Genomic DNA, 19854 nt, shown 5'->3' with positions numbered 1-19854 from the left:
GTCTCGGGCCCTCCCGAACCTGCAACGCGGAACCTGGAGCAGACCATGCCTTCGTCTTTCCTTGCCCTGTCGGGCATTACCTATGCCATTGAGCCGACGCCGATCCTGCATGGCATCGACCTGACTCTCGAAAAGGGCCGTATCTACGGCCTGGTGGGACCGAATGGCTCAGGCAAGAGCACGCTTTTGAAGATCATCGCCCGCCAGGTCGCGCCGCAATCCGGCGCCATCTCCTTCAGCGGCAAGGCGGCAGGAGACTGGGGCGCCCGGGAATTTGCCCGGCACGTCGCCTACATGCCGCAATTCACCCCGGCGACCGATGGGATGACCGTGCGCGAACTGGTGACGCTCGGCCGTTTTCCCTGGCACGGCACGCTCGGCCGCTTCACCGCAATGGACCGCAGCAAGGTGGAGGAGGCCATCGCCCGCACCGAGCTTGAGGACTTTGCCGATCGCTCCGTCGCCAACATGTCCGGCGGCGAACGCCAGCGCGCCTGGATCGCCATGATGCTCGCCCAGGACGCCCGCTGCCTGCTGCTCGACGAACCGACCTCGGCGCTCGACCTCGCCCACCAGGCGAGCGTTCTCTCCCTGGTGCAGGATCTCAGCCACGAACGCGGGCTGACCGTCGTCATCGTGCTGCACGATATCAATCTTGCCGCCCGCTACTGCGACGCGATCGTCGCGCTCAGCCGCGGCCGGATCGAGGCCGAAGGCACGCCCGCCGAGATCATGCAGGCCGACACGCTGCACTCGATTTTCGGCGTCGGCATGGGCGTCTTCCCACATCCGGTTCGCAAAGAGCCGGTCAGCTATCTCCTCTAGAGCATGTCGCGCAAAAGTGTGCAGCGGTTTTGCGATAACGACCTGCGTAAAAACAAAGACCCAAAGCGCGAGGAGCGAATCTGAAAGATCGCGACGCGCTTTAGGCCGTCGCCTACACCTTCTCGCGAAACATCTCGATGATGGCGGAGAAATCCCGTCCGCCATTGCCCTGCTTTTCGAAGAGCGCAAAAAGCTGCGCAGCCTCGGCACCCATCGGCGTTGACGCACCGCTCGCCAGCGCTGCCTCCTGCGAGAGTCTCAGATCCTTCAGCATCAGCGCCGCGGCAAAACCCGGCTTGTAGCCGTTATTCGCCGGCGACGTCGGCACCGGCCCAGGCACCGGGCAATAGGTATTGATCGCCCAGCACTGGCCTGATGAGGTCGAGGCGACGTCGAACAACGCCTGGTGCGAGAGGCCGAGCTTCTCAGCCAGCACGAAGGCTTCGCAGACGCCGACCATCGAGATGCCGAGGATCATGTTGTTGCAGATCTTCGCCGCCTGGCCGGCGCCCGCCTCGCCGCAATGGACGATCTTCTTGCCCATGGCCTCCAGGATCGGCTTGGCCCTGGCGAAGGCCTCGTCCGAGCCGCCGGCCATGAAGGTCAGCGTGCCGGCGCTCGCCCCGCCGGTGCCGCCGGAGACGGGCGCGTCGAGCGACAGGCAGCTTGCGGCCTTCGCCATCTCATGCGCCTTGCGGCTGCTCTCGACATCGATCGTCGAGCAATCGATAACCAGCGTGTCCTGCGCCGCGGTCTGCAGAATATCGGTCCAGGCCGTCAGCACATGCCTGCCCTGCGGCAGCATCGTGATGATGACCTCCGCGTCCTTGACCGCCTGACTGGCATGGCTTGCCGCTCTGACGCCGCTCGCCTCGGCCGCCTTCAGCACCGAGGCCGCGAGATCGAAGCCGAGGACCTCGTGACCCGATTTGACGAGATTGGCCGCCATCGGCCCGCCCATGTTGCCGAGGCCGATGAATGCGATCCTTGCCATGGTCTTCTCCTACCTGTTGTCTTCGAGGATCATCGCCGCTGCCTTTTCGGCGATCATGATCGTGGGCGAATTGGTGTTGCCCGAGGTGATCGACGGCATCACCGAGGCGTCGGCGATCCTAAGCTTGCCAAGCGCCCGGAGTTTCAGCCGGGGATCGACGACGCTGTCCCTGTCGGCGCCCATGCGGCAGGTTCCCACCGGATGGAAGATCGTCGTGCCTATCTCGCCCGCCGCCCGCTCCAGATCGGCCTCGGTCTGATAACTCGGCCCGGGCTTGAATTCCTCCGGCCGAAACCTCGCGAACGAAGGCTGCGCGACGATCTTGCGCGTCAAGCGTATTGAACGCACCGCTATGTCACGATCGCGCTGCGTCGAGAGGTATTTCGGACTGATCGTCGGCTGGGCGGCAAAATCCGGGCTCGACAGGTGCACTGAACCTCGGCTTTCCGGCCTCAGATTGCAGACACTCGCGGTGATCGCCGGGAAGGGATGGACAGGATCGCCGAATTTTTCCAGCGAGACCGGCTGCACGTGATATTGCAGGTCGGGCGTTTCCCGGTCAGGACCTGAGCGGGTGAAGATGCCGAGCTGGCTCGGCGCCATCGCCATCGGGCCGGAGCGCCGCACGAGATATTCGAGCCCGATCGCCGCCTTGCCGATCAGCTTCGTCGCCTTCTCGTTCAGCGTCGGAACGCCGGTCACCTTATAGGCCAGCCGCAATTGGAGATGGTCCTGCAGGTTCTCGCCGACACCCTTCACCTCGGCGACGACTTCGACGCCCGCTTGGCTGAGAACCTCGCCCCGGCCGATGCCCGACAGCTCCAAAATATGCGGCGAGCCGATCGAACCGGCCGAAAGGATGGTTTCCCTGGTCGCATAAGCGCGTTTCGCCACGCCATCGTGCTGGAATTCTACGCCGGCAACGGCGCCCTCCTCCACCAGCAGCCGCCGGACCTGCGCCTTGATGAGCACGGTCAGGTTGGAGCGCTTCCGTGCCGGGCGCAGGAAGGCCTTGGAGGTGTTCCAGCGAATGCCAGAGCGTTGGTTGACGTCGAAATAGCCGGAGCCCTCGTTGCTGCCGCGGTTGAAATCCCCGGTCTCCGGAATGCCGGCTTCCCTCGCCGCTTGCTGGAAGGCATCGAGCACGGCCCAGCGCACGCGCGCCTTCTCGATCCGCCACTCGCCGCCGGCGCCATGCATCTCGTCTGCGCCGCGATAAAAATCCTCGGACTTGCGGAAAAACGGCAGAATGTCGTCCCAGCCCCAGCCGGTGCAGCCCATCTGCCGCCAGAGGTCGTAATCGCGCGCCTGGCCGCGCATGTAGATCATGCCGTTGATCGACGAACAGCCGCCGAGCACCTTGCCGCGGGGATAACTCAGCGCCCGGCCGTTCAATCCCGCTTCCGGCGCCGTGGTAAAGCACCAGTCGGTACGCGGATTGTTAATGCAATAGAGATAGCCCACAGGAATGTGGATCCAGTGGTAATTGTCGCTGCCGCCGGCTTCGAGCAGCAGCACCCGGCTCCTGCCATCGGCCGATAGCCGGTTGGCAAGCACGCAGCCGGCGCTGCCTGCCCCGATGATGATGTAGTCATAACGATCCATGTGCGCCCCGCACGAAACTCCAGATGCCTGCCGCTTCCCTCCGCCCGCGCTGCGGAAAGAGGAGAGTTCCGCCGTTCAGCGGCGATAGACGAAGCCTAGCTTCCGCCCCAGCCGCGAAGCGTAGAATTCGCCGATGATGCCGCGGCGGAAAATCAGCACGCAGACCATGAAGACGATGCCGGTGATGATCGTCACCGGGAATTCCGAGGTGGCGAGGTAGTTCTCCAGCGCCACCACCAGGCCGGCGCCGAAAAGCGGGCCGATCAGCGTGCCGATACCGCCGAGCAGCGTCATCAGGATCACCTCGCCCGACATCTGCCAGGCGACGTCGGTGAGCGTCGCGAACTGGAAGACGATCGATTTCACCGCGCCCGCAAGCCCGGCCAGTGCCGCCGACATGACGAAGGCGCCGAGCTTGTAACGCGCCACGGAATAACCGAGCGAGATCGCCCTCTGCTCGTTTTCGCGGATCGATTTCAGGATCATGCCGAAGGGCGAGTTGATGAAACGCCAGATGATCAGCACGCCGATCAGGAAAACCGCCAGCACGAAATAATACATGTTGGTCGAGCTGTTCAGATCGATGAAGCCGAAGAGATGGCCGCGCGGCACCGATTGGATGCCGTCCTCACCTTCGGTGAACTTCGCCTGCAGACAGAAGAAAAAGAACATCTGCGACAGCGCCAGCGTGATCATCGCAAAATAGATGCCCTGGCGGCGGATGGCGAAGAAGCCCATGACGAGGCCGAGAAAGGCGGCGCCCGCCACGCCGATCAGGATGCCGAGTTCCGGCGGCAGGCCCCATGCCTTCACCGTATAGGCGGTGAAATAGGCGGCCCCGCCGAAGAAGGTGGCGTGGCCGAAGGAAAGCAGGCCGGTATAACCGAGCAGCAGGTTGAAGGCGCAGGCAAAGAGCGCGAAGCAGAGCAGCTTCATCAGAAAGATCGGATAGAAGAAAAACGGCGCCAGCAGCAGAAGCAGCAATCCCACGAGCAGGAAGCCCGCCTGCACCGAAAGGGCGGTTCGGCTTTTTTCCGTTCGGATGGTGTCGGTGATGTCGGTCATATCAGGCATCCCGGCCGAAGAGGCCCGCGGGCCTGATGAGAAGCACGATCGCCATGATGACGAAGATGACGATGTTGGAAGCCTCGGGATAGAAGACTTTGGTCAGGCCCTCGGCAATGCCGAGCACATAACCGGTGATGATCGCGCCCATGATCGACCCCATGCCGCCGACAACGACCACGGCGAAGACGACGATGATCATGTTCGAGCCCATCAGCGGCGAGACCTGATAGATCGGCGCCGCCAGCACGCCGGCGAAAGCGGCAAGCCCGGCGCCGAGCGCGTAGGTGAGCGTCAGCAGCACCGGCACGTTGACGCCGAAGACTTGCACCAGCACGGCGTTTTCGGTGGCGGCCCTGAGATACGCCCCGAGCTTGGTCTTTTCGATCAGCAGCCAGGTGCCGAGGCAAACGACCAGCGAGACGACGACCACCCAGCCACGGTAGATCGGCAGGAACATGAAGCCGAGATTGGCGCCGCCGGCCAGCGCCGCCGGTGTCGCATAGGGCTGGCCGGAAGAGCCGTAGAGAAAACGGAAGGTGCCTTCGACCGCGAGCGCCATTCCGAAGGTGAAGAGCAGGCCGTAGAGCGGATCGAGATCATAGAGCCGGCGCAGGAACAATCGCTCGATGACGGCGCCGGCAAGGCCGACGATGACGGGCGCCAGGATCAGTGACGGCCAGTAGCCGATGCCGGCATAGGTGAGTAGCAGATAGGCGACGAAGGCGCCGAGCATATATTGCGCGCCATGGGCGAAGTTGATCACCCTGAGCAGGCCGAAAATGATGGCAAGGCCGAGGCTGAGCAGCGCATAGAACGAGCCGTTGATCAGGCCGATCAGCAACTGGCCAAGCAGCGCCTGCAGGGGAATGCCGAAGATCATCGTCATCTGGTCACACTCCCAGAACCTTATGCAGCGTATCCATGCGCTGCGGCAGTTCGCCGACCGGGAATTCCGATACCATCTGTCCATGATCCATCAGATAGAAGCGATCGGCAATACGACTGGCGAAACGGAAATTCTGTTCGACGAGCAGGATCGTCATCCCGCGTCCTTTCAGCGTCTGCAGCACCTCGCCGATGCGCTGGACGATGACGGGCGCGAGCCCCTCGGTCGGTTCGTCGAGAATGAGCAGCCTGACCCCGGTGCGCAGGATCCGGGCGATCGCCAGCATCTGCTGCTCGCCGCCTGATAGTTTGGTGCCCGGACTGCCGCGGCGCTCGTAGAGATTGGGGAAAAGCTCGTAGATCTCGTCGAGCGTCATGCCGCCCTTCGCGACCACAGGCGGCAGCAGCAGGTTTTCCGAAACGGTGAGCGTCGAGAAGATGCCGCGCTCCTCCGGCACGAAGCCGATGCCGCGGTGCGCCGTCTTGTGCAGCGGCACCTGCATCATGTCGCTGCCGGCAAAGCTGATCCTGCCCTTGCGAGCCCGAACGATGCCGGTGATGGTGCGCAGCGTCGTCGTCTTGCCGACGCCGTTGCGGCCGAGAATGGTGATCGTCTCGCCTTCTCCCACCCGCATATCGACGCCGTGTAGCACATGGCTTTCGCCATACCAGGCATTGAGATCCTGGATTTCGAGGAGAGCGGCCATCAATGCTCCTCCGTGCCCATATAAGCCACGCGGACGCGCTCGTCCTGGCTGACGGTGGCGTAATCGCCTTCGGCGAGGATCTCGCCCCGCTGCAGCACGGTCACATGCTGGCAGATATTGGCGACGACGGAGAGATTGTGCTCGACCATCAGCACCGCCCGGTCGCGGGCGACATCGCGGATGATCGCCGAGACGACGCCGACATCCTCCAGCCCCATGCCGGCCATCGGCTCGTCGAGCAGCAGCACCTTCGGGTCCAGCGCCAGCGTCGTGGCGATCTCCAGCACCCGCTTGCGGCCGTAGGAAAGATCGGCGGCGACATGATCGCGCTCCTTGGAAAGCCCGACGCTCGCAAGCAGCTGCTCGGCGCGTTCATTCAGCCGGTCGAGCGCCGACAGCGGCCGCCAGAATTGCGTGGAAAGATTGTTCGGCCGCTGCAGCGCCACGCGCACATTGTCGAGAACGCTCAAATGCGGGAACACCGCCGAGATCTGGAAGGAGCGCACCAGCCCCATGCGCGCCACCCTGTCGGGCGGCGTTCCGGTGATATCGGTGCCCATCAGCGTGATCGAGCCCGATGTCGGCTGCAGGAACTTCGTCAACAAGTTGAAGACCGTCGTCTTGCCGGCGCCGTTCGGGCCGATCAGCGCATGCACGCTGGCATCATGCACGTCGAGATCGACATTCTTGACGGCCGTGAAGCCGCCGAAATCGCGGCGCAGGCCGCGGGCGGATAATACCACCCGCGGCTTTGCCTGAGTTTCAATCGCGGAAACCGCCATCGTGCTTACTTCACCAGATCGCAGCCGCTCTTGGCGGGATCGATATAGGCTTCCTTGCCGGGAATGGTGGCGAGAACGTTGAAGTAATCCCACGGCTCCTTGCTGTCGGCCGGCTTCTTGACCTGCAGCAGGTACATGTCGTGGATCATGCGGCCATTGGCGCCGACCGTGCCGCCGCGGCCGAAGACGTCATCGACCGGCATTTCATGCAGCACCTTGGCGACGGCTTCGGTCTCGTCGGTGCCGGCCTTCTGCACCGCCTTCAGATATTGCGTCACCGCCGAATAGGTGCCGGTATGGATCATATTCGGCATCTTGTTGGTGCGGGCGAAAAACTTCTTGGCGAAGGCGCGGCTTTCGTCGTCGCGGTTCCAGTAGAAGCCTTCCGTCAGTGTCAGCCCCTGCGCCGCCTCGAGGCCGAGACCATGGACTTCGGCGAGCGTGAAGAGCAGCGCCGCCAGATGCTGGCCGCCCTGGGTGATGCCGAATTCGGCCGCCTGTTTGATGGCGTTCGAGGTGTCGAGGCCGGCATTGGCAAGGCCGATCACCTTGGCGCCGGACGATTGCGCCTGCAGCAGGAAGGAGGAGAAATCCTGGCTCGACAAGGGATGGCGGACGGCGCCGACGACCGTGCCGCCGCTTGCCTTGACGTAGTCGGTGGTCTGCTGCTCCAGCGAATAGCCGAAGGCATAATCGGCGGTCAGGAAGAACCAGCTGTCGCCGCCCTGCTTGACGAGCGCGCCGCCGGTGCCGACCGCGAGCGCATGGGTATCGTAAGCCCAGTGGAAGCCGTAGGGCGAACAGGCCTTGCCGGTCAGATCGGTTGTCGCCGCACCGGTGACGATGTCGATCTTCTTCTTTTCCTTGGCGATCGCCTGCACCGCGAGCGCCACCGAGGAGGTCGTCAATTCCATGATCGCGTCGACCTGCTCGGTGTCATACCACTGGCGGGCGATGTTGGAGGCGATATCGGGCTTGTTTTGGTGGTCGGCATCGACGATCTCCACCGGAACACCCAGCACCTTGCCGCCGAAATCCTCGACTGCCATCTTGGCGGCCTCGACGGAAGATTTGCCGCCAAAATCGGCATAGACGCCCGACTGGTCGTTCAGGATACCGATCTTGACCTTGCCGTCAGTCGCGCTCTGCGCGAGCACCGCTGTGCTGCTCGCAAGCAGAAATGCTACCGATGCAACGAGATTCTTACGCATATTCTCTCCTCCCAGAGATGAGCCAAATTGCGGATCTGTTCAGATTTGGCCAGCCGCACTCCTCAGAACGGCGGACCCTCGCCTTACGATCACGGAAATTCCGCGTCGAAGCAACGGGTGGTTTACAACTAATTCCAAACAGTATCTGTTCGTTTTTGAACAGAGGGGCTCACCATGAGCAATCCACCGCAGTTTACTTGGGACGATCTTCAGTTTTTTCTAGCCGTCGCCCGCACCGGACAGCTGTCGACGGCGGCCCGCCAGCTGCGTTCCAGCCATGCCACGGTTTCGCGGCGCATCGACCGGCTGGAATTCACCCTCAAGGTCAAGCTGTTCGAGCGCAATCCGCGCGGCTATGTGCTGACATCAATGGGCACGCGCTTCGTCGAAACGGCCGAGAGGATGGAGCAGGAGACCGAGCGCCTGCGCGCCGACCTTGCCGACGGCTCGATGGCGCAGCGCGGCCTGGTGCGCCTCAGCGCCCCGGAGGGTTTTGCCAATTTCTTCTTCGCGACCGTGCTGCCGCGATTTGCCGCCCAACACCCGCATCTCTCGCTCGAGCTGGTGACGATCCAGCAGATCATGTCGCTGTCGCGCAAGGAGGCAGATCTTTCCGTCGTGCTCGACGAGCCGAAGGGCGGGCCCTATTTCGCTGAGAAGCTGACCGACTATCACTTGCAGATCTACGGCTCGCGCGACTATCTGGCGAAAGCGCCCGGCATTACCTGCCGCGAGGACCTGCTCGAGCATCCCTTCGTCAGCTATATCGAGGAGATGATTTTCGCGCCGGGCCTGGATTACCTCAGCGATGTGCACCCCCGCATCAAGCCGCAGTTCCAGAGTTCCAGCATCTTCGCGCAGCTCACTGCGACCCGAAACGGCCTCGGCCTCTGCATCCTGCCCTATTTCTTCGCCAGCCGTTATCCCGAGCTCGTGCGTGTGCTGCCCCAGGAGATCGACCTCAAGCGCCACTACTGGATCACCTGCCATCGCGACCTGAAACAGGCCCCGCGTGTGCGCGCCGTCATCGACTTTCTGCGCCAGGCCGTGCGCGGCGAGGACGCGCGCTTCGTGCCGCCCTATGTCACGGCCGCCGGCTTGCCGCGCCGGCCGGAAGCCGAGACCTCACCTATTTGAGAAACTCGGCCCGGTGCGGCGTGAAGCTATCGATCAGTCGGCCCTTTTCCAGCGCCTTGACACCATGGACGAGATTGGGAGGCACGATGAAACTGCCGCCCTGCCGCAGCACCTCGGTGCGGCCGTCGATCGTCACTTCGAAACTCCCCTCGGCGACATAACTTGCCTGGATATGCGGATGTGAATGGGCAGCACCGACGGCGCCGCTTTCGAAGGCCACTTCCACCATCATCATCTCGGGCAGATAGGTCATGATCCGCCTGACGACGCCGGGCTCGGGATTGACCCACTCGGCGCCTTCGGCCGATACGAACAGATCGCTTGACGACATTTCCGTCTCCTCGTTCCAGAATCGATCGCGGGCAAAGTGGATCATGCCGACGCATTTGAAAAGATCGCGGTCCCTGTCTTTTCGAGAGGGGCGCCTTTAGTTGACGCGCTCGGCTGGCGGGTCTATGCGACCTTTGATGAGGCAAGCCTGAATGCAAGGGTGAGGAGACGCCGCCATGCAGCATACGCGCGAGGTTTTCGACTGGGCCGACCCGTTCCGCCTGGCGGAACAACTGACCGACGAAGAGCGCATGGTGCAGGATACGGCCCATGCCTATGCGCAGGAAAAGCTTGCACCGCGGGTTCTCGACGCCTTCCGCAATGAAAAGACCGATCCCGAAATCTTTCGCGAAATGGGCGCACTCGGCCTTCTCGGCCCGACGATCTCCCCCGATTACGGCGGCGCCGGCCTCGGCTACACCGCCTACGGCCTGATCGCCCGCGAGGTCGAAAGGGTCGACAGCGGTTATCGTTCGATGATGAGCGTGCAGTCCTCGCTGGTCATGGTGCCGATCGAAACCTTCGGCTCCGAAGAGCAGAAGCTCAAATATTTGCCGAGGCTTGCATCCGGCGAATGGATCGGCTGCTTCGGACTGACCGAACCCGACCACGGCTCCGACCCCGGCTCGATGGCGACGCGCGCCAAAAGGGTCGACGGCGGCTACAGCCTGACCGGTTCGAAGACCTGGATCTCCAACGCGCCGATCGCCGACGTCTTCGTCGTCTGGGCAAAGACCGAGGATGGCCTCATCCGCGGCTTCATCCTCGAAAAGGGCTGGAAGGGGCTTTCGGCCCCCGCTATCCACGGCAAGGTGGGCTTGCGCGCCTCGATCACCGGCGAAGTGGTGATGGACTCGGTCTTCGTGCCCGAGGAAAATCTTCTGCCTGATGTGACCGGTCTCAAGGGCCCGTTCACCTGCCTCAACTCGGCCCGCTTCGGCATCGCCTGGGGCGCGCTAGGCGCTGCCGAGGATTGTTATGCCAGAGCCCGACAATACACGCTGGAGCGCAAACAGTTCGGCCGGCCGCTTGCCGCCAACCAGCTGATCCAGAGGAAGCTCGCCGACATGGCGGCGGAGATTTCGCTCGGCCTGCAGGGCTGCCTGCGGCTCGGCCGTATGAAAGAGGAAGGCCATCCGCCAGTGGAGCTGACCTCGATCCTCAAGCGCAACAGCTGCGGCAAGGCGCTTGATATCGCGCGCGCTTCCCGCGACATGCTCGGCGGCAACGGCATCTCCGACGAATTCGGCATCGCTCGTCATCTCGTCAACCTCGAAGTGGTCAACACCTATGAGGGCACGCACGACATCCACGCGCTGATCATCGGCCGGGCAATCACCGGCATCGCGGCCTTTGCGAACTAGAGTATGCGTGAAGACCGTGCAGCGGTTTTACGATCAAGAGATTGAAAAAACAAAGACCTAAAGCGTGAGGAGCGAATGCGAAAGGTCGCGACGCGTTTTGGGCCAGCGAAACACGCCGAATTGCCACGCGCCTGACAATGTGCAACCTTCCCTCTGCGGCGCGAGGCCGGCAAAGAGGGGATCGCATGTTTCTGCTTCTTGCATTGCTGATCGGTGTCATTTCAGGCCTTCGCACCATGACCGCGCCGGCCGCCGTCGCCTGGGGCGCAGCACTCGGTTGGTTCGACGTCTCGCAGACGCCGCTTGCCTTCATGGGCTATCGCTGGACACCGTGGATCTTCACGATCCTTGCCGTCATCGAGCTGATCGCCGACCAGCTGCCGTCGACGCCGTCGCGCAAGGTGCCGATGCAATTCGGCGCCCGCATCGTCTCGGGCGCACTCTCGGGTGCCGCGATCGGCGCAGCCAGCAGCCTGCTCTTCGGCGGGCTGATCGCCGGCGTGATCGGCGCCGTCATCGGCACCTATGGTGGCGCCGCCGTTCGCGCCAGGCTTGCCGGCTCATTCGGCAGGGATCTGCCGGCCGCTCTCATCGAGGATGCCGTCGCCGTCATCGGCGCGCTGCTGATTGTGGGAGCCGTGTCATGAAGAGCTTCGACGCCATCGTCATCGGCGCCGGCCAGGCCGGCCCGTCGCTTGCCGCGCGCATGGTCGAAAAGGGCATGAACGTGGCGCTGATCGAGCGCAAATTCCTTGGCGGCACCTGCGTCAATGCCGGCTGCATGCCGACGAAGACGCTGGTGGCCAGCGCTCGCGCCGCCCATGTCGCGAGAAGCGGCGCAGTTTACGGCATCAATATCCCCGGCGAGATCGCCGTCGACATGAAGGTGGTGAGAGCCCGGGCCGAAACGGTGACGATGAATGCCCGCAATGGCCTGATCGGCTGGCTCGGCGGCATGGACGGCATGAGCGTGATCTATGGCCATGCCCGTTTCGAGGGCCCGAAGACCGTCAGCGTCAACGGCGAGATGCTAAGCGCGCCGCGCATCTTCCTCAATGTCGGCGCGCGACCCGTCATCCCGGAACTGCCTGGTATCGATGATATCGACTACCTCACCAGCACCTCAATCATCCATCTCGACACACTGCCGCGGCATCTGGCGGTGATCGGCGGCAGCTACATCGGACTAGAATTCGCGCAGATGTATCGCCGCTTCGGCGCCGACGTCAGCGTCGTCGAGCACGGCCCGAAGCTCGCATCGCGCGAAGACGAGGATATATCCGATGCGATCGCCGACATCCTGCGCGCCGAAGGCATCAACGTCCACACCGATGCCGGCAACATCGCCTTTGCGCACAATGGCCGCGGGGTCAGCGTCACTGCCGGCTCGGCGACGATCGATGCGAGCCACGTGCTGATCGCCACCGGCCGCAAGCCGAATACCGACGATCTCGGCCTCGATGCCGCCGGCGTCGCCACCGATAAACGCGGTTTCATCACCGTTGACGACAGGCTCGCCACCAATGTCGAGGGCATCTGGGCGCTCGGCGACTGCAATGGCCACGGCGCCTTCACCCACACCTCCTATAATGATTTCGAGATCGCCGCCGCCAACCTCATCGACGGCGAAGACCGCAAACTCTCGAGCCGCATCCCCGCCTATGCGCTCTATATCGATCCGCCGCTCGGCCGCGTCGGGATGACGGAGAAGCAAGCGCGTGCCTCAGGCCGCAGGATCATGGTCTCGACCCGGCCGATGAGCCGCGTCGGCCGGGCCAACGAACGCGGCGAGACCAAGGGCTTCATGAAGGTGATTGCCGATGCCGAGACCCAGGAAATCCTCGGCGCGGCGATTTTGGGCATCGAGGGCGACGAAGTGATCCACGGTTTTATCGATGCGATGAATGCAGGAACGACCTACCCCGCGCTCAAATGGTCGGTGCCAATCCATCCGACGGTATCGGAGCTGATCCCGACGCTGCTTGGGGATTTGAAGCCAGTTTAGTTGCGCATTGACGCTTCAAGAGTCGGGGCCGGAGACCGCTGGTGTCTATCGAACTGCTGATCGAGAATTACGGCCTGCTGGCGATCTTTCTGGGTGCCGCCTTCGAGGGCGAAACGGCCGCCTTCCTGGGCGGCGTGATTGCCCATCGGGGGCTGCTCACCTATTGGTCGGCCGCGTTTGCGGCCACCGCAGGCTCCTTTGCCGGCGACCAGATGTGGTTCTTCGCCGGCCGGTATGCCGCGCAATGGGGCTTTGTCCGCCGGCTGATGGAAAAGCCGGCGATGGCACGCGTGACCCACCTTCTGGAAAGCTATCCCACAGGCTTCATCCTGGCCTTTCGGTTTCTGGTGGGGCTGCGGACGATCAGCCCTGTTGTCATCGGGACGACGCGCATACCGACCGGAAAATTCGTCGTCTTGAACGCCGTTGCCGCGCTGATCTGGGGGCAATTGTTCACGGCGCTCGGTTACCTCTTCGGACACGGCATCCAGCAGACATTGGGCCACCTTCCCCTTCACCGCCATCTGCTGATCGCCGTCGGAGCCGCAGCGGTCGTCGCAGCCGCGGCTCTTGCCTTTCGCAAAATGATGAAACCGAGCGCCGGGCCCTCCTAGAGCCAAGCGGCTCGCCTATTCCATCACGATCTGCAGCTTCACATCGCTCGGCCGCGCTTCGACCGCGCGATCGAATGCTTGGATCGATTCCTCGAATTTGAAGGTCTCCGATATTAGCGGCTTCAGATCGACGCGACCCGATGCCAAAAGCGCGATCGAGCGTTCATACTGGTGCGCGTAGCGGAACACCGTCTCGATGCGGATCTCCTTGGTGGACGCCGTCGAGACGTCGAAGCCGATCGGGTTGACCGGCAGGCCGACGACCACGATGACACCGCCCGGGCGCGGCAGCGCCATGATCGTTTCCCAGGCTTTCGGCGAACCGGAGCATTCGAAGACGACATCGGCGCCCCAACCGTCGGTCAACCTGCCCACTTCTTCGACCAGGTTCGTCTCGCGGATATTGACCGGAATGACGCCCTGGTACTGCGCTGATATATCGAGCTTCGGCTGGGCGAGATCGGCAACGATCGCGCGGGCGCAGCCGCCGGCAAGGGCGGCGATCGCCACCATCGTGCCGATCGGCCCGGCGCCGAGGACGACGGCGGTATCACCGGGCGTTATCTTCGCCTTGCTCGCCGCCTGCATGCCGACGGCGAAAGGTTCGACCATAGCGCCTTCGGCAAAGCTGACATTGTCGGGCAGCTTGAACGTATAATTGGCGGGATGCACCACCTCCGGCGTCAGCACGCCGTGGATCGGCGGCGTCGCCCAAAAGGTGACCGCTGGATCGATATTGTAGAGGCCGAGCCGGCTTGCCTTAGAATTCGGATCGGGAATGCCGGGTTCCATGCAGACGCGGTCGCCGACGTTCAAATGGGTGACGCCGGCCCCGATCTCGACCACCGTGCCGGCCGCCTCATGGCCGAGCACCATCGGCGCGTTGACGACGAAGGGGCCGATCTTGCCGTGCGTATAATAATGCACATCGGAGCCGCAGACGCCGACTGTGTGAATCCTGATCTTCACCTCGCCGGGGCCGGTTTCAAGCGGCAGATCGATATCGCGAAGGGTTAGCTCATGCTGGCGTTCCAGCACCAGTGCACGGACTTTGGTCATGATCGGTTTCCTCCCTATGGCCCCGGCAATTCATCGAGCGCCGTTGAAGCGACTATAAGACCGTCAGGGGTGGCAGTTCAATTGCATCATGCAGGCTTTTGCTCGACATATGATGAAATGCCCATTTTCCATAACCCGAAAGATTTTCATTCCTAGACCTCTGTATGATTTCAGCCGAAGTCGTCGGGGAGTACATTCTTATTGCGAGTTCCCTGGCAATGAGGACAGGCAAAGAGATGAAGAACGATCGTGACGATGTTGGCGGAAATCGGTCTTACGGTCCGACGATAGCAAGGTTATTCCGGGACTTCTGGCACCGGCTCGTGAAGCCGATCGCCGCGCTCCCGAGAGACAGTCAGCCAACGCCGGTACGCGTAACCATAAAGACAAGGGATCGAAATCACCCTCGGCAGCGTTATTAGAGCGGTTCAGGTTTTCACGGAAGCGCTGAACCGCTCTAAGTTTTGTTTTTACGCAATTCCGGACGGAAAACCGCTTCACACTTTTCCTGGAATTGCTCTGGATGCGCCGGCATGGCGTTACGGAAGCATGACGGCACCGGGTACCATGCGGATCGGCGAGATAAGGAAGACCATCATGAAGTCGATCGTGTCGTTCTGCCTGTTCGCATCCCTTCTCATCGCGGCAAACGAGGCGTCTGCGGCCCTCGAACTGGCATCGCTCCCGCCGCAGCAGCAGGCAGAAAAGCTGGTGCCGGCCAATCTCGAACTCACCTTCCCCGGGCCTGTCGATCTTGCCCGCTCGACGGCCATCCTGCTGGATGCTGAAGGGACGGCGCTTCCCACAGGCAAGCCATTTCTCTCCGGCGATGAAGGATCCGTGTTCAAGATCCCACTCGATCCCTCAATGCCGCCAGGCCTCTATACGCTCGACTGGCGCGTGCACTCGATGGACGGCCGTAGCGCCGAAGGTCAGTACCAGTTCCGGGTCGATCCCTAGCCTTCGCGCTTCGGCGGCATAAAAGCATTTATAAGATTTTTATATTGATGCGGTTCCGGCCGTCTCGAACCTTTATGCGCTTCGGCTCCATATTGACCTCCGAGAGATCGACAAGATCATCTCCACGCCAGAAAGCATGAATGACGACACCCAGGCAGGGTGCGCGCCCTTTGTCTTGTCTGACTCCCAGAAAACAACCGGAGTCGATCATGATGGATATCATCCTACTCGGCACGGCGATCATATTCTTCGCGCTGTGCTTTGCCTACACCCGCGTCTGCGACAGGCTTTGACAAGGAAACGACGATGACCCTCGACTATGTCCTGAGCGGTGCCGTGACCGTGTTTCTTACCGTCTACCTCACCTACGCTCTGCTGCGTCCAGAACGCTTCTGAAAAGAACTGGCGCTTCCGAGGTCGCGCAGGCGCGACCCGGAAGCAGCCGGCTATTGAAAGTTACCCCAATGACCCTCAACGGATGGCTTCAGATCCTGCTTTACTGCGGGATCGTCCTCGCGCTCGTCAAGCCGCTCGGCGGTTACATGACGCGTGTCTATAGCGGCGAGCGCACTTTCCTCTCACCGGTCCTCGTTCCGATCGAACGCGGACTTTATGCCATTGCCGGCACTAGCGAAGGCGAGGATCAGCATTGGACCTCCTATGCCTTCGCCATGTTGATGTTCAACCTGCTCGGCGTTCTCGTCCTCTACGCGCTCCTTCGGCTGCAGGATATCCTGCCCTATAATCCGGCCGGCATGGCCGCCGTCCCGCCGGAGCTTGCCTTTAATACCGCCGTCAGCTTTCCCACAAATACCAACTGGCAGAATTACGGCGGCGAAAGCACCATGTCGTATCTCTCCCAGATGGCCGGCTTCACGGTGCAGAACTTCCTCTCGGCCGCCACCGGCATGGCCATCGCCGTCGCCTTCATCCGTGCCTTCGCGCGCGCATCCGGCAAGGCGATCGGCAATTTCTGGGTCGATATGATCCGCGGCACACTCTACATCCTGCTGCCGATCTGCATCGTGCTGACGCTGGTCTTCGTCTATCTCGGCGTACCGCAGACGCTCGGACCCTATGTCGATGCCACGACGCTGGAAGGCGCCAAGCAGACGATTGCGGTCGGCCCCGTCGCCTCGCAGCTGGCGATCAAGATGCTCGGCACCAATGGCGGCGGCTTCTTCAACGCCAATTCCGCCCATCCGTTCGAAAACCCCGATGCGATCTCCAATCTCATCCAGATGGTCTCGATCTCCGCGATCGGCGCGGCTTTGACCAACGTCTTCGGCCGCATGGTCGGCAACCAGCGCCAGGGCTGGGCGATCCTCGCGACGATGGGCGTCCTGTTTCTTGCCGGTGTCATCGTCACCTACTGGGCGGAGGCCGCCGGCAGCCCGCTGATGCATGCCTTCGGCCTTGGCGGCGGCAATATGGAAGGCAAGGAAGTCCGCTTCGGCGTCGCCCTGTCCTCGCTGTTTGCGGTCATCACCACGGCGGCCTCCTGCGGCGCGGTCAACGCGATGCACGGCTCGTTCACCGCGCTTGGCGGCCTGATCCCGCTGATCAACATGCAGCTCGGCGAAATCATCGTCGGCGGTGTCGGCGCGGGTTTCTACGGCATCCTGCTGTTCATCATCGTCGCCGTCTTCGTTGCCGGTCTGATGGTCGGCCGCACCCCGGAATATCTCGGCAAGAAGATCGAGGCGAAAGAGATGAAGATGGCCGTTCTCGCCATCCTCTGCCTGCCGCTCGCCATGCTGGTCTTTACCGCAATCGCAAGCGTCCTTCCGCGCGCCGTCGCTTCGGTCAGCACCGCCGGCCCGCACGGCTTCTCCGAAATCCTCTATGCCTATACCTCGGCTGCGGCCAATAACGGCTCGGCTTTCGGCGGCCTGACCGGCAATACGCCCTGGTACAACGTGACGCTCGGCATCGGCATGCTGATGGGCCGCTTCCTGGTGATCATCCCTGCCCTTGCCATCGCCGGCTCGCTGATTGCCAAGAAAGCGGTTCCGGCCTCGGCGGGCACCTTCCCGACCGACGGGCCGCTCTTCGTCGGCCTGCTCGTCGGCACGATCCTGATCGTCGGCGGCCTGACCTTCTTTCCGGCCCTGGCGCTCGGCCCCATCGTCGAGCACCTGGTCATGATCGCCGGCCAGACCTTCTGAGGCGACGCCTTGACGCTCCGTCACAAGTTTCCTCCGCCATCCTCGTTTCAAAGCTGGAGTCTCTTATGAGCCAGGCAAAATCCGCGAGTATCATCGATAGTCGCATCCTCCTTCCGGCCGTCGGCGCCGCCTTCAAGAAGCTCGATCCGCGCGCCCTTGCCAGAAACCCGGTCATGTTCGTGGTCGCTACGGTCTCGGTGCTGACCACCGTGCTCTTCCTGCGCGATCTCGTGGTCGGCAACGGCGATCTCGGCTTTTCCTTCCAGATCAATCTCTGGCTCTGGTTCACCGTGCTCTTTGCCAATTTCGCCGAAGCCGTCGCCGAAGGCCGCGGCAAGGCGCAGGCCGATTCGCTGCGCAGGGCGCGCACCGAAACTCAGGCCAAACTGCTGACCGCCCACAATGGCCGCGACTACCGCATGGTGCCGGGCACCAGCCTCAAGGTCGGTGACATCGTGTTCGTCGAGGCCGGCGATATCATTCCCTCGGACGGCGAGGTCATCGAAGGGGTGGCCTCGGTCAACGAAGCGGCAATCACCGGTGAATCCGCCCCGGTCATCCGCGAATCCGGCGGCGACCGCTCGGCGGTCACCGGCGGTACGCAGGTGCTGTCCGACTGGATCCGGGTGCGCATCACGGCGGCGGCCGGTTCCACCTTCCTCGACCGGATGATCTCGCTCGTCGAAGGCGCCGAACGCCAGAAGACGCCGAACGAGATCGCGCTCAACATCCTGCTCGCCGGCATGACGCTGATCTTCGTGCTCGCCACCGCGACGATCCCGAGTTTTGCCAGTTATGCCGGCGGTTCGATCCCGATCATCGTGCTGGTTGCCCTCTTCGTCACGCTGATCCCGACGACGATCGGTGCGCTGCTGTCGGCGATCGGCATTGCCGGCATGGACCGCCTCGTTCGCTTCAACGTGCTCGCCATGTCCGGCCGCGCCGTCGAAGCCGCCGGCGACGTCGACACGCTGCTGCTCGACAAGACGGGCACGATCACCCTCGGCAATCGCCAGGCGACGAGCTTCCGGCCGGTGCGCGGCATTTCCGAACAAGATCTCGCCGATGCCGCCCAGCTCGCCTCGCTGGCCGACGAAACGCCTGAGGGACGCTCCATCGTTGTGCTCGCCAAGCAGAAATATGCGATCCGCGGCCGCGACATGGCGAGCCTCCGAGCGACTTTCGTGCCCTTTGCCGCCCAGACCCGCATGAGCGGCGTCGATCTCGAAGGCGCCTCGATCCGCAAGGGTGCGGTCGATGCGGTGCTCGCCTATGTCAACGGCGACGCATCCTCGAAAAACGGCAGCGAGGTCGTGCGCGAGTTGCAGTCGATATCGGACGAGGTCGCCAAATCAGGCGGCACACCGCTGGCGGTCGCCCGCGACGGCAGGCTGCTCGGCGTCATCCAGCTGAAGGATATCGTCAAGGGCGGCATCCGCGAGCGCTTCACCGAGCTGCGCCGCATGGGCATCCGCACGGTGATGATCACGGGCGACAATCCGCTGACGGCAGCCGCCATCGCCGCCGAAGCCGGCGTCGACGATTTCCTCGCCCAGGCGACGCCGGAGATGAAGCTGGCGCTGATGCGCGAGGAACAGTCCAAGGGCAAGCTCGTCGCCATGTGCGGCGATGGCACCAACGATGCGCCGGCGCTGGCCCAGGCCGATGTCGGCGTCGCCATGAACACCGGCACGGTCGCCGCCCGCGAGGCCGGCAACATGGTCGACCTCGATAGCGACCCGACGAAGCTGATCGAGATCGTCGAGATCGGCAAGCAGTTGTTGATGACACGTGGCGCGCTGACGACCTTTTCGATCGCCAACGACATCGCCAAATATTTCGCCATCATCCCGGCGATGTTCCTGACCTTCTACCCGCAGCTCGGCGTGCTCAACGTCATGGGGCTGTCGACGCCGCAAAGCGCCATTCTCTCGGCGATCATCTTCAACGCGCTGATCATCATCGCGCTGATCCCGCTGTCGCTGAAGGGCGTGCGCTACCGGCCGATCGGCGCCGGCGCGCTTCTGTCGCGCAACCTGCTGATTTACGGCCTCGGCGGCATCATCGTCCCCTTCATCGGCATCAAGGCGATCGACATGACCGTCGCAGCCCTCGGCCTCGCCTGAATACGCAAGGAGCA

General features: G+C 62.8%; 19 protein-coding genes. 10 read left to right on the top strand and 9 right to left on the bottom strand.

Annotated features, from left to right (window positions below; all coding sequences use genetic code 11):
* The first annotated feature begins 45 nt into the window (after positions 1 to 45).
* Positions 46 to 825 (top strand): ABC transporter ATP-binding protein, encoded by a 780-nt coding sequence (locus FFM81_RS29115; RefSeq protein ID WP_138385902.1) that lies wholly within the window; start codon positions 46 to 48, stop codon positions 823 to 825.
* Positions 826 to 937: 112 nt separating this feature from the next.
* On the opposite strand, the gene mmsB is transcribed toward FFM81_RS29115, so the two are convergent.
* From mmsB to FFM81_RS29080, 7 genes are all read right to left on the bottom strand, one after another.
* Positions 938 to 1819, bottom strand: a complete 882-nt coding sequence (mmsB, locus tag FFM81_RS29110) for a 3-hydroxyisobutyrate dehydrogenase (protein ID WP_003563999.1) — start codon at positions 1817 to 1819, stop codon at positions 938 to 940.
* 9 nt (positions 1820 to 1828) lie between these two features.
* Positions 1829 to 3424 carry a GMC family oxidoreductase gene (locus tag FFM81_RS29105; protein WP_138385900.1) on the bottom strand — a complete coding sequence of 532 codons (1596 nt, stop codon included), beginning with the start codon at positions 3422 to 3424 and terminating at the stop codon, positions 1829 to 1831.
* A 75-nt stretch (positions 3425 to 3499) separates the two neighbouring features.
* Positions 3500 to 4489: a branched-chain amino acid ABC transporter permease gene (locus FFM81_RS29100; protein ID WP_025418931.1), complete on the bottom strand. Its 990-nt coding sequence runs from the start codon at positions 4487 to 4489 to the stop codon at positions 3500 to 3502.
* Position 4490: 1 nt separating this feature from the next.
* The gene (locus tag FFM81_RS29095) at positions 4491 to 5378 is read right to left on the bottom strand and encodes a branched-chain amino acid ABC transporter permease (RefSeq protein ID WP_003564002.1); all 888 of its coding nucleotides are present in this window, start codon (positions 5376 to 5378) and stop codon (positions 4491 to 4493) included.
* 4 nt (positions 5379 to 5382) lie between these two features.
* The gene (locus tag FFM81_RS29090) at positions 5383 to 6084 is read right to left on the bottom strand and encodes an ABC transporter ATP-binding protein (protein WP_003564003.1); all 702 of its coding nucleotides are present in this window, start codon (positions 6082 to 6084) and stop codon (positions 5383 to 5385) included.
* Complete coding sequence (locus FFM81_RS29085) at positions 6084 to 6866, bottom strand: ABC transporter ATP-binding protein (RefSeq protein ID WP_003564004.1); 783 nt, start codon at positions 6864 to 6866, stop codon at positions 6084 to 6086. Before FFM81_RS29085 ends, FFM81_RS29090 begins: the two co-directional genes overlap by 1 nt.
* A 5-nt stretch (positions 6867 to 6871) precedes the next feature.
* The gene (locus FFM81_RS29080; protein ID WP_003564005.1) at positions 6872 to 8077 is read right to left on the bottom strand and encodes an ABC transporter substrate-binding protein; all 1206 of its coding nucleotides are present in this window, start codon (positions 8075 to 8077) and stop codon (positions 6872 to 6874) included.
* Between the two features lie 174 nt (positions 8078 to 8251).
* Between FFM81_RS29080 and FFM81_RS29075 the strand changes: the two genes are divergently transcribed.
* Positions 8252 to 9214, top strand: a complete 963-nt coding sequence (locus FFM81_RS29075) for a LysR family transcriptional regulator (protein WP_003564006.1) — start codon at positions 8252 to 8254, stop codon at positions 9212 to 9214.
* On the opposite strand, the gene FFM81_RS29070 is transcribed toward FFM81_RS29075, so the two are convergent.
* Positions 9207 to 9545, bottom strand: coding sequence for a cupin domain-containing protein (locus FFM81_RS29070; protein WP_003564008.1), 339 nt, complete (start codon positions 9543 to 9545; stop codon positions 9207 to 9209). The genes FFM81_RS29075 and FFM81_RS29070 overlap by 8 nt on opposite strands.
* Before the next feature lie 175 nt (positions 9546 to 9720).
* Between FFM81_RS29070 and FFM81_RS29065 the strand changes: the two genes are divergently transcribed.
* From FFM81_RS29065 to FFM81_RS29050, 4 genes are all read left to right on the top strand, one after another.
* The gene (locus tag FFM81_RS29065) at positions 9721 to 10908 is read left to right on the top strand and encodes an acyl-CoA dehydrogenase (RefSeq protein ID WP_003564010.1); all 1188 of its coding nucleotides are present in this window, start codon (positions 9721 to 9723) and stop codon (positions 10906 to 10908) included.
* A 185-nt stretch (positions 10909 to 11093) separates the two neighbouring features.
* Complete coding sequence (locus FFM81_RS29060; RefSeq protein WP_003564012.1) at positions 11094 to 11555, top strand: membrane protein; 462 nt, start codon at positions 11094 to 11096, stop codon at positions 11553 to 11555.
* On the top strand, positions 11552 to 12913 hold the full coding sequence (locus FFM81_RS29055; RefSeq protein WP_003564015.1) for an FAD-containing oxidoreductase: 1362 nt from the start codon (positions 11552 to 11554) through the stop codon (positions 12911 to 12913). The genes FFM81_RS29060 and FFM81_RS29055 overlap by 4 nt, the downstream gene beginning before the upstream one ends.
* A 41-nt stretch (positions 12914 to 12954) precedes the next feature.
* Positions 12955 to 13527: a DedA family protein gene (locus FFM81_RS29050; RefSeq protein ID WP_128399923.1), complete on the top strand. Its 573-nt coding sequence runs from the start codon at positions 12955 to 12957 to the stop codon at positions 13525 to 13527.
* Between the two features lie 15 nt (positions 13528 to 13542).
* Here FFM81_RS29050 and FFM81_RS29045 read toward each other — a convergent pair whose 3' ends face one another.
* Entirely contained in the window at positions 13543 to 14586 is a 1044-nt protein-coding gene (locus FFM81_RS29045) for an NAD(P)-dependent alcohol dehydrogenase (protein WP_003564018.1), read from the bottom strand.
* A 597-nt stretch (positions 14587 to 15183) separates the two neighbouring features.
* Here FFM81_RS29045 and FFM81_RS29040 point away from each other — a divergent pair.
* From FFM81_RS29040 to kdpB, 4 genes are all read left to right on the top strand, one after another.
* Positions 15184 to 15546, top strand: coding sequence for a copper resistance CopC family protein (locus tag FFM81_RS29040; RefSeq protein ID WP_138385899.1), 363 nt, complete (start codon positions 15184 to 15186; stop codon positions 15544 to 15546).
* A gap of 306 nt (positions 15547 to 15852) precedes the next feature.
* The gene (locus FFM81_RS29035) at positions 15853 to 15942 is read left to right on the top strand and encodes a K(+)-transporting ATPase subunit F (protein ID WP_003547774.1); all 90 of its coding nucleotides are present in this window, start codon (positions 15853 to 15855) and stop codon (positions 15940 to 15942) included.
* Between the two features lie 68 nt (positions 15943 to 16010).
* Positions 16011 to 17714 (top strand): potassium-transporting ATPase subunit KdpA, encoded by a 1704-nt coding sequence (gene kdpA / locus FFM81_RS29030; RefSeq protein WP_138385898.1) that lies wholly within the window; start codon positions 16011 to 16013, stop codon positions 17712 to 17714.
* A gap of 65 nt (positions 17715 to 17779) precedes the next feature.
* Positions 17780 to 19840, top strand: coding sequence for a potassium-transporting ATPase subunit KdpB (gene kdpB / locus FFM81_RS29025; RefSeq protein ID WP_025418937.1), 2061 nt, complete (start codon positions 17780 to 17782; stop codon positions 19838 to 19840).
* Positions 19841 to 19854: the final 14 nt, after the last annotated feature.

It is taken from the genome of Rhizobium hidalgonense, assembly GCF_005862185.2.
Classification (GTDB): Bacteria; Pseudomonadota; Alphaproteobacteria; order Rhizobiales; family Rhizobiaceae; genus Rhizobium; species Rhizobium hidalgonense.
The sequence above is the reverse complement of the archived record's forward strand: the minus strand, read 5'-3'. Positions and strand labels throughout refer to the sequence as shown.